The sequence below is a fragment of the Nocardia araoensis NBRC 100135 genome (assembly GCF_000308435.1).
Classification (GTDB): Bacteria; Actinomycetota; Actinomycetes; order Mycobacteriales; family Mycobacteriaceae; genus Nocardia; species Nocardia araoensis.
Window position 1 is genome coordinate 1 of the sequence record NZ_BAFR01000322.1, and the last position, 8,045, is coordinate 8,045.

Here is an 8,045-nt window from a genome sequence, read left to right on the forward strand (position 1 = left end):
CCCTTCGATCGCGGGCGGCGCCGCCCGAATGAATGCGAGGATATCGGTCTCTCTGTATCACTGTGCGGCTGAGGAGCCACGTCGAGCAGGCGCAGTAATAGCCGGACTGGCCGAGGACCCAAGATTTCAGAGTCCAGTGGTCGCGCAGGTTTTCGAGCTGCCGGAACGGTCCAATCGTTGGAGCGAATAGCGGACGGGTCGGACGTCGATGCGGGCTGCCGCAGTGGGAATGGCCGCTTGGTAGGAACCACGCCGGTGAGTGTACGGATCGGCAAGCGGCGGTGTCCGGCAACGGACCCGGCTGACCTCGGGTGACTCACTCGGTTCGGCAGTACACCACCGCAAGGGGCGCTGATTACAGCTCAGCGTGCAGTGCTCTGGTGGAGGGCGTAACCGACCCGCCCACCGAATTAAAGGACAGAACCTAGTCGGGGTGATGATGCCGTCACCACTTTGCTGGTGACGCCGTACCCACCGCAGTGTCTGAAACTGCTCGGCCCCGGCACCAGTGGAACCACCGCTGGATGTGGCAGACCGGCATGCTATGCGCGGTGAAAGCCCCCGCCCGAAGCAGAAACGAAAGCCGCACCGCCGAAACCAGCCACCCCCCATTTTTCAGCGCAGCATCGGCGACAGCCACCACGTATAGACCGAGGAACTCGCTTACCGAGAACCCCGGCGGGATGGATCAGGGAATTCCCGCATTTGGGAAGTCGAACCGACTGCTTGACTCGCAAGATGGGGCCGCGACCGCGTGGTCGTCGCGAAGGCGAACACTGCCATCTTTCGGAAGGTTTTCATGACTCGCACCACTCCGCCCCGGCCCGTCGATCTAGAGGCCGTCTTCCCTGCCCTCGCGCCGCTCGCTCGCACCGCGACTCGCCTGCACCCGCAACCCGGAACACCGTCGGTATACGACAGTTCGGTTGGTGGGCCACTGCTGTGGCCAGCCAACGAGCCGTGGCCTCACTGCCAGGGGCCCCATGCACACGACTCAGGACTCCATTTCATATCGTTGAACGGTACGAATCCACGGCACACTCTGCCGTCGCTGGCGGACGCACGGCTACGGCAGACGGGCATAACGGGTCGCCATGCAGCGCTGATGACTGCTGAGGCTCTGGAGGCCATGGGTTGGGTCGACCGAGGGGTACCGCCCCCGAAGGGGCCGATACCGATGCTGCCGGTCGCGCAGTTGTATGCCCGCGACGTCACGAATTTGCCCGTGCCCGACGGCACGGACCTGCTACAGGTACTGTGGTGCCCCTTCGAACACGACGACGACCCTGAATATGTCGGTATGCCCAAGACAACGCTGTTCTGGCGGTCCGCCGCAGCGGTCACCGACATCCTCCAGAATCCCCCGGAACCGGCAGCGGTTGAAAGCTCGGACTACGTGCCGGAGCCGTGCGTGATCGACCCCGAACAGATAGTCGAGTACCCCACGCAAGCGGAGAAATGGACGGCAGGTCAGATCGCTGGCACTGAGCCGGACGATTACGACGACGATGATCCGTACGACGGCTTGTACATCGCACCTGGATGGAAGGTCGGCGGCTGGATCGACTGGGTAATGACCGATCCTTACCCTCAGCCCTGCCCTGCGTGCGGTACGCCGACAGAGCCACTCCTGACGATCGCGACCGAAGAGTGGAGCCCTCACGTCCCCCACTGGATCCCTCTCGAGCTCAACCCCACAGGCATCGTCCAACTCGTCGACCGGGATTCGATGCACCCGACCCAGGTCGATATCCGCGGCGGCTATCGCCAGATCATCCGAGTTTGCCCGATATCCGCAGACCACCCGCATCGCGCGTTGATGCAGTGACAGGCGGCCACACGCCGAACGATTGCTGGTGATCGACCGCTGCATCTGTAGCGGAAACGACTCGCGGATGGCTCGACAGCGGATTTCTGTCGATCCTCGGCCAATTCCTCGGACAGAACAGCTGCCCGCAGCGGGACGCCCCCGGCCGACGTCGCTGCCGCCAATGGTGTCGATCGATGGATCCTACGAAGTGGATCTGCGCTGCGAAGAATGCCGGAGCCCCGACACGGACCTCCACATGGTTCACGATGAGTTGTGGGCAGGCTCAGGGCTGGAGGGCTGGGTCTGCTTCCCTGCCTGGAGAAGGCAATCGGCCGTCGTCTCGTCCCGTCCGACTTCAAGTCCCTACCGTGGACTACCGAAAAAGCGAATCACGGTCCTGAGCTTCGAGAGAGAATCGGCCTCACCTGAGGCGGAAGGCTCGCCGCTGAACCGCTTTCGTGCCGGGAAGGCCGAGCTCGGTGTTTCATAGGTGATCACCTATGAAACACGGCTCCGACGGGGGAGCATCCTGGGCGTTCCACGTTCCATAGAGTGTTTCATCGGACTTGTAGCGTGAAACACATACATGAAACAATTCCGAGGGTGAGCGACGACGATTTCCTCCTCGTGGAGGCCCACGACTGTCCCATGTCGACCTGCGCCGCCCCGGCCGGGTCCGCGTGCCGGACTGGTAGGGGCAAAGTCGCCGCCCAGTACCACACCGCCCGGTTCCGTCTCGTGCCCTCGCTGGCCAAGGCTCTCCACGTCTCCACCCCGGCACTGCGCAAGCCCGGATCCGCCTGGGTCGAGCTGCCGCGCCCACCCGCGACCGTGATCCGGCCGGCCGGGCACGTGCGAATCGGCTACGCCCGCGCCTCCACCGCTCGCCAATCCCTGGACGCCAGCTGGATTCCCTGCGGGCCGCCGGCGTCGGCCGGGTCTTCGCCGAGAAGATCTCCAGCCGCGCCACCACCCGCCCCGAACTGGATAACGCCGTCGCCCTCGCCCGGGAACTGCGCGCCTCCGGTGTCGCGGTCACCCTCGTCGTGCACGAACACGAACGCCTCGGCCGCGGAATCGAGCTCGCCGCCCTGGCTGAGCAGTTGAAAGCCTCCGGCATCGGCCTGGAGTTCCTCGCCGGCGAGCTGCAAGGCTCCCGCAACCCGTCCGGGATCGTGTTCACCGTGCTGGCCGCCCTGTCCGGCATGGAACGCGAATACATCCGCGACCGCACCCTGGAAGGCCACGAATCCGCCCGCAAACGCGGCAAGGCCATCGGCGGCGCCACCGTCGCCGACGACGCCATGCTGTCCATGGCACTGCACCTGCGCGAGCACAACCACAGCCTCCGCGAGATCGCCACCCGCCTCGTCATCACCAAGGGCAAGAAGAAAGGCCAGCACCCCTCTCCGGCCACCATCCTGCGGCTACTGCGTGACCACGACCACCCCGCATCGAGAGCGGGCTGATTCTCATCGTTACTCCCCACGCCGACGCGGCAGGCTTCAGCCGCGAGGTACCCCGAGCGCTTCCAGTGCCGCTTCCAGATCGGACTTGGCCAAGAGTTTCTCGATGGTCTGGCCCGCCAGCGTGGAGCACATCTTCAGAACATCATCGGTGAGTCGGTCGAGCTCATCGAGCACGGCCACACACCCCCTCAGCACTGACCGCCTGACCCGCCAGGATCACGCGGGGACCGTTCCCTTACACCACGCATCTGGACTTGACCGTTGCGGAAAGACGCGTCGGGCGACGGTCGAATGACCCGCCACGGTATACCTATTTCCGTCCCAGTCGACCGACGCGGCGGACTCGCCAGCCCCAGGGTCCGGCCCTGCCCCACTGCATTCACGCACCCCAATCGCCCGCAGCGCCCCTAACCACCGCGCTCGCTGTTCGACACCCGCTCGCACGACCGCAACCTCAGCGGCCACGAACACGTTGCAGGTACCCTGAGTCAGCAGCCCCTCCGGTCCCAGCAGCTGCGCGGAATCGGCATTGTCTGTCGCCGGTGTAGCTGGCTTCCTCGCGATATGTCCACCGCCTGGTCTCCGTTCACGGAAGTACTCCAGTGCTTTGTCCGCGTGGACACGGCCGTTCGATTCGTCGGGAATGTTGTGCAGGACAATATGATCGGCGTGCCGATGACGAAGGTACGCCGCTTCACGGGGCGATAATGCTCAACGGCCTTCGCTGTTTGCCCCCGAACCGTCTGGCGACGGACCCGTCGCTGTCCCACAGCTTTCAGCGCGCGAGCGCCAGGCACCGGTCACCCGGCACGGCGCGTGGCCGAGGCTCATCGCTGCGTTCCTGGCCGGGGTCGGTGTTGTGGCTGCGGGCTGATGCTCGGATGTTCGGCGGCGTACAGCTCCCGTTGCAGCGCGGCCACGGCAAGGGCGAGGGCTCGTTCGCCACGCTCACGTGCCGCGGCGACGAGCCAGCCAGCCTGGGTGGCCTGGTTCAGCAGTCTGCGGCGGCGCTGCGGGTCATCGGTGACGCTGGCGAGCACTTCGTTCTTCAGCTCCTGCACACGCCAGCCGATCTCGTCGACGACCACCACCGGCGCCGCGGGATCGAGCCGCTTCAGCACTGCGAGGACACCGGCGATTCTTTCTTCCAAACTGAGCATCCTCTTCCCCCTGGATCCGGGTAACCGGCTGCGTCCTGTCCGAGCCAGGGTAACCCCGGCACAGCACTGAGAGGTGTTCCCTATCATGAAAACCTCTCCGCCAGAGGCGAATACAACTCCGACGCAGCGTCCGAAAACGTGCGCGGGCATTTTCTCGGCGCTCACAAACCCCTGCCTGGCGAGCCGATCAGTGGTGAGCTCGGATCATCGCGGCCCGGACCCGGGATCCGGCAGCCGCGCCGCTCACCCGAATTCGGTGTCCGCACCGGTGACTCGTCTGCGGCTATTCGCCCGTGGCATGCGTCGGTGTCCCGCTGAGCCGGGTAATGACCCGGGTGTGGCCGTGGGGGAACGCGACCGGGATCGGGTCGCCCGGCCGGAAGGCTTGGATGACACCGAGGTGGGTGGTCAGACCGGCCAAGTCGGTGAGGCGGACCTGCCCGTGCGGGGTGCCGACGAGCAGCACTTCGACCTCGCAACCGGTGACGATGTCGGCCGGTTGGGACCGGTCCACAGCGACCACGACGATGGTGACGGGTTCGAGCCCCGCATGCAGATACACCGGTCCGGCGTCGGAGGGCCGGTAGCTGAAGGTGAGCACTTCCGGTCCGGAACACTCCCGCACGAAGCTCCAGCCCCGGGCGGCGAGAGTGATGCCCAGTCCGGTGAACACCCGCATATCCGCGGCGGTCAACGGATACCCGCAGGCCGTCGCGAGCGCCTGCACGACGCTGGCGGGTGGGTAGCGGCGATGCCAGATCTCGGCTTGCATCGCCGTAACCAGACCGCGCGTACCCGCGCGCGAGCCGCGTGTGCTCTGCCCGCCACGTCGATCGGGTCTCTCCTCGCCCCTGGACATGAACGATCATCCTCGCAGCTCGGGCATCGGACCCTCCGCAGACACGCCCACCCAAGGGGTGAGCAGAGCCGGTCAGGCCGCCGCATACGGCCCAACGACCACAGCACCCACCGCGTGCGGAGGCGACACCGCACAGTGGTGGTCATGGCCAGCAGTGGAACCCGATGATCTGGATCGCGGCCGGGTTCAGCCTGCCGGTTCGTGCTGGACCTGTAGCCGAACGGGGTCCATGTTCGCACCGATGCTGATAGTTTGCGGCTATGGCAGGTAGGCATCGGAAAGGGCGTGATCACGACCAGGCGGACTCCACCGCACTCGCCGCGCCGCCAACGGCGCAGCCGGGTGACCCGCGCGGGCCCGGCACCGGCAGTGGGTTCGCGCAGCGGGCGTTGGCGGCGCAGCCGCTGATCCCGGCGTGGATCGCGTGGCTGCTCGAGCACGCGGGTGAGCCGCTGGCGCGGCTGGAGTATCAGATGCATTACCCGCTGGATCACACCAGCGACCCGGATCGGCGCACCGACGACGAGGCGGTGATCATCCGCCGCGCCTGCCACGCCGAACTCGCCGCCCGATCGGTGCAGCGCGCCCACCGCTTCTACCACGACCAGCCGGGCGTGCTCTGCGCCCACACTCCTCCTTTGCCGGACGACATCGAGTTCTACACCGCGTTGGAAGCCGGGCGTGAATGGACCGGTCATTGGTATTCCCGCGACCCCATCGAAGCGTGGGAGTCCACCCACACGCCAGCCTGACCAGCCGCCAACCCGCGTGCCCGGCGGCATCCTGAACAACTTGTCCCACACCCGCCAAGACAACGCCCCACCCGCGAGGGGGCTCGTGCCACCGCAAACCATCCGCGAGAGGAAGGGACACGCCGGGATGGACGATCGGGTCGCTGTCCGGCTCACGGCCGTGCGCGATGCGCGGGTCTCGTTCCGAGCCAAAGGGGTATTGATGTTTCTGCTGGCCGCGGGCCGCGGCGAGGACCTCACCCTCGACTCGATCGCCGCCGCCGCCACCGAGGACCCCACCGAGGTCGCCGAAGCACTCCAGGAACTCATCGACTCCGGCTACCTGGCCCGCGAACGCTCGTCCGGCGGCGAACTCGGCGAATCGGCATGGACCATCACCGACACCCCCGACCAACCCGAAACACCCTGACACCCACGCCCGAGCCCCCCACAAGAGGCTCTGTCGAACCTTCAGCACACAGCCGAAGAAGATGCAGTCCCCCGCACGAACCAGACGCAATGATGCAGTTGGTGAATGGCGTGCTCGACTCAGGTGGACCGTACCTGGCCGAGTGTCATCCACCAAGTCATCACCAGCGATACCCAGCAATGGCAGTTCCAGCACACCTGATGCCGACCCGGCGTGCGGGCACCATGTCATTCAGGGAAGTCGAGGCCGGCAACGAGGTCGAAGAACTGCTGGTCGATGATCCCCCAGACCTCGACCTCGATCGCATCGATGACTCCCCGGTACTCGATGGTCCCGCCCGTGGACGGCGGCACAACCCGGGACAACCCGAGCAGTTGTGCCCATGCCTGCACGATCTCCGGGACCTGGGCTTCGCTGTAGTCCCGGCCGGCGGTGGTGCCGGAGACCGCGAGCGCACCGGTGTCGTCGGTGACGAACAACTCCCAGGTCAACGGTGCGCACCCCGCCCGCTGCCCGACCTTGTTCACCACCGCCTCGACACCCAACGCGATCATCCGGCCGAAACCATGACCACCGGCCACATCACGCCACGACGTCACCGCCCCACCTCCTGTCCACATCGAAGGGGTGTCGACCCGGGCCGCAGCAACCTACCGACGGTGAGACTTCGCTGAACGATAACCGCGCCGTGATCGTCAGGATGTTTCGGTCGTGTCGGGTCGCGGGGTGTGACGCTCGGCCAGGGCGATCAGCCGCCGCAGCCGCCCGGCCACGGTGTCCCTCGACAGCGGTCGGGTGGCCAGCATCCCAAGCGCGCCCATCCCAGCGTGCGGGTGTTGCAGGCGCAGTTCGGCGATGGCCGCGAGGTGGTCGGGGACCCGGTCGCCGAGCACCGCGAGTGCCGCCCGCACGGCAGCGATCTGGGTGGCGGCGGCCTGCTGGGCGCGGCCGGCGTTGGCGGCAGTGAGCTTCCGCGTCGCGGAGTGAGCGCTGTGGCGGCGCCGGTCGTCCCAGCGCACACGCACCTTCTGCGCCGCCCGGGGTGCGCCGATCGCCTCGAGCGCCGTGGCGACCGCGTCGATCCCGGCCACGGCGACCTGCTCGGCGCCGGTTCGCTCGTGGTGACGCCGCACCGGCCGCCACCCGCCGCAGCGCCCCGGCGACAGCGAGCGCGACCGCCAGGGTGGGGCAGGTGATCTGCAGTCGCGGCACCGGTCCGGTGAGGTGGATGGCCCCTGCGGCCAGGAACCCCGCCCGCGCGATCGCCGCCGGGTCCTGGTCGAGGCGGGCGATCACCTCCGGCGGCAACCCCTGCACCCGACGCCCACCCCGGCGGGGGTCGAGCAGTCCCAACCGGACGCGCACCCCGGTCGCGTCCGCCACCCGCACCTGCCACCGCGGCCGCGCCCGCGGTCCGACCGCCGCCACCCGCCCCAGGGTCTTCAGCTGCGCACTCAGCAGCGTGCACACCCGCCATGCCGCGGCGCGGGAACCGAACGCGAGTACCCCGTCCCCGCTCGCGAACCGCACCAGCGTGACCAGCTCGACACGATCGGCGCGGACATCGCGCGGTGCCGCGCACAACT

Annotated in this window: 9 protein-coding genes and 1 pseudogene; 5 read left to right on the plus strand and 5 right to left on the minus strand. The window is 67.2% G+C overall.

Going from position 1 to position 8,045, the window contains the following annotated elements:
- Nucleotides 1-1,177 precede the first annotated feature (1,177 nt).
- The 3 genes and pseudogenes from ON21_RS39765 to ON21_RS31265 all read left to right on the plus strand — a co-directional run bounded on the left by ON21_RS39765 (nucleotide 1,178) and on the right by ON21_RS31265 (nucleotide 3,279).
- Entirely contained in the window at nucleotides 1,178-1,828 is a 651-nt protein-coding gene (locus ON21_RS39765; RefSeq protein ID WP_218004175.1) for a hypothetical protein, read from the plus strand.
- Nucleotides 1,829-2,437: 609 nt separating this feature from the next.
- Nucleotides 2,438-2,575, plus strand: a pseudogene (locus ON21_RS41290) (zinc finger domain-containing protein); the annotation flags it as partial.
- A gap of 188 nt (nucleotides 2,576-2,763) precedes the next feature.
- Complete coding sequence (locus ON21_RS31265; RefSeq protein WP_245562810.1) at nucleotides 2,764-3,279, plus strand: recombinase family protein; 516 nt, start codon at nucleotides 2,764-2,766, stop codon at nucleotides 3,277-3,279.
- A 36-nt stretch (nucleotides 3,280-3,315) separates the two neighbouring features.
- On the opposite strand, the gene ON21_RS38885 is transcribed toward ON21_RS31265, so the two are convergent.
- The 3 genes from ON21_RS38885 to ON21_RS31275 form a co-directional block, all read right to left on the minus strand.
- Nucleotides 3,316-3,453, minus strand: coding sequence for a hypothetical protein (locus ON21_RS38885; protein ID WP_157171058.1), 138 nt, complete (start codon nucleotides 3,451-3,453; stop codon nucleotides 3,316-3,318).
- A 653-nt stretch (nucleotides 3,454-4,106) separates the two neighbouring features.
- Nucleotides 4,107-4,430, minus strand: a complete 324-nt coding sequence (locus ON21_RS31270; protein WP_157171059.1) for a hypothetical protein — start codon at nucleotides 4,428-4,430, stop codon at nucleotides 4,107-4,109.
- A 292-nt stretch (nucleotides 4,431-4,722) separates the two neighbouring features.
- Complete coding sequence (locus tag ON21_RS31275; RefSeq protein ID WP_039804038.1) at nucleotides 4,723-5,211, minus strand: hypothetical protein; 489 nt, start codon at nucleotides 5,209-5,211, stop codon at nucleotides 4,723-4,725.
- Nucleotides 5,212-5,558: 347 nt separating this feature from the next.
- On the opposite strand from ON21_RS31275, the gene ON21_RS31280 reads away from it, so the two are divergent.
- Together ON21_RS31280 and ON21_RS31285 are read left to right on the plus strand one after the other, a co-directional pair.
- Nucleotides 5,559-6,050, plus strand: coding sequence for a hypothetical protein (locus tag ON21_RS31280; RefSeq protein WP_039804040.1), 492 nt, complete (start codon nucleotides 5,559-5,561; stop codon nucleotides 6,048-6,050).
- Between the two features lie 127 nt (nucleotides 6,051-6,177).
- A complete protein-coding gene (locus tag ON21_RS31285; RefSeq protein WP_039804042.1) occupies nucleotides 6,178-6,459 on the plus strand; it encodes a hypothetical protein in 282 nt (93 codons plus the stop codon).
- Between the two features lie 227 nt (nucleotides 6,460-6,686).
- Here ON21_RS31285 and ON21_RS31290 read toward each other — a convergent pair whose 3' ends face one another.
- Complete coding sequence (locus ON21_RS31290; protein ID WP_039804043.1) at nucleotides 6,687-7,058, minus strand: hypothetical protein; 372 nt, start codon at nucleotides 7,056-7,058, stop codon at nucleotides 6,687-6,689.
- A gap of 96 nt (nucleotides 7,059-7,154) precedes the next feature.
- The gene (whiA, locus tag ON21_RS31295; protein ID WP_039804046.1) at nucleotides 7,155-7,592 is read right to left on the minus strand and encodes a DNA-binding protein WhiA; all 438 of its coding nucleotides are present in this window, start codon (nucleotides 7,590-7,592) and stop codon (nucleotides 7,155-7,157) included.
- Between the last annotated feature and the right edge of the window lie 453 nt (nucleotides 7,593-8,045).

Excerpts from the sequence above, each read along its gene's own strand:
- ON21_RS39765 (WP_218004175.1), top strand. The coding sequence starts at position 1,178 with ATGCTGCCGGTCGCGCAGTTGTATGCCCGCGACGTCACGAATTTGCCC.
- ON21_RS31275 (WP_039804038.1), bottom strand. The coding sequence starts at position 5,211 with ATGCAAGCCGAGATCTGGCATCGCCGCTACCCACCCGCCAGCGTCGTG.
- ON21_RS31280 (WP_039804040.1), top strand. The coding sequence starts at position 5,559 with ATGGCAGGTAGGCATCGGAAAGGGCGTGATCACGACCAGGCGGACTCC.
- ON21_RS31285 (WP_039804042.1), top strand. The coding sequence starts at position 6,178 with ATGGACGATCGGGTCGCTGTCCGGCTCACGGCCGTGCGCGATGCGCGG.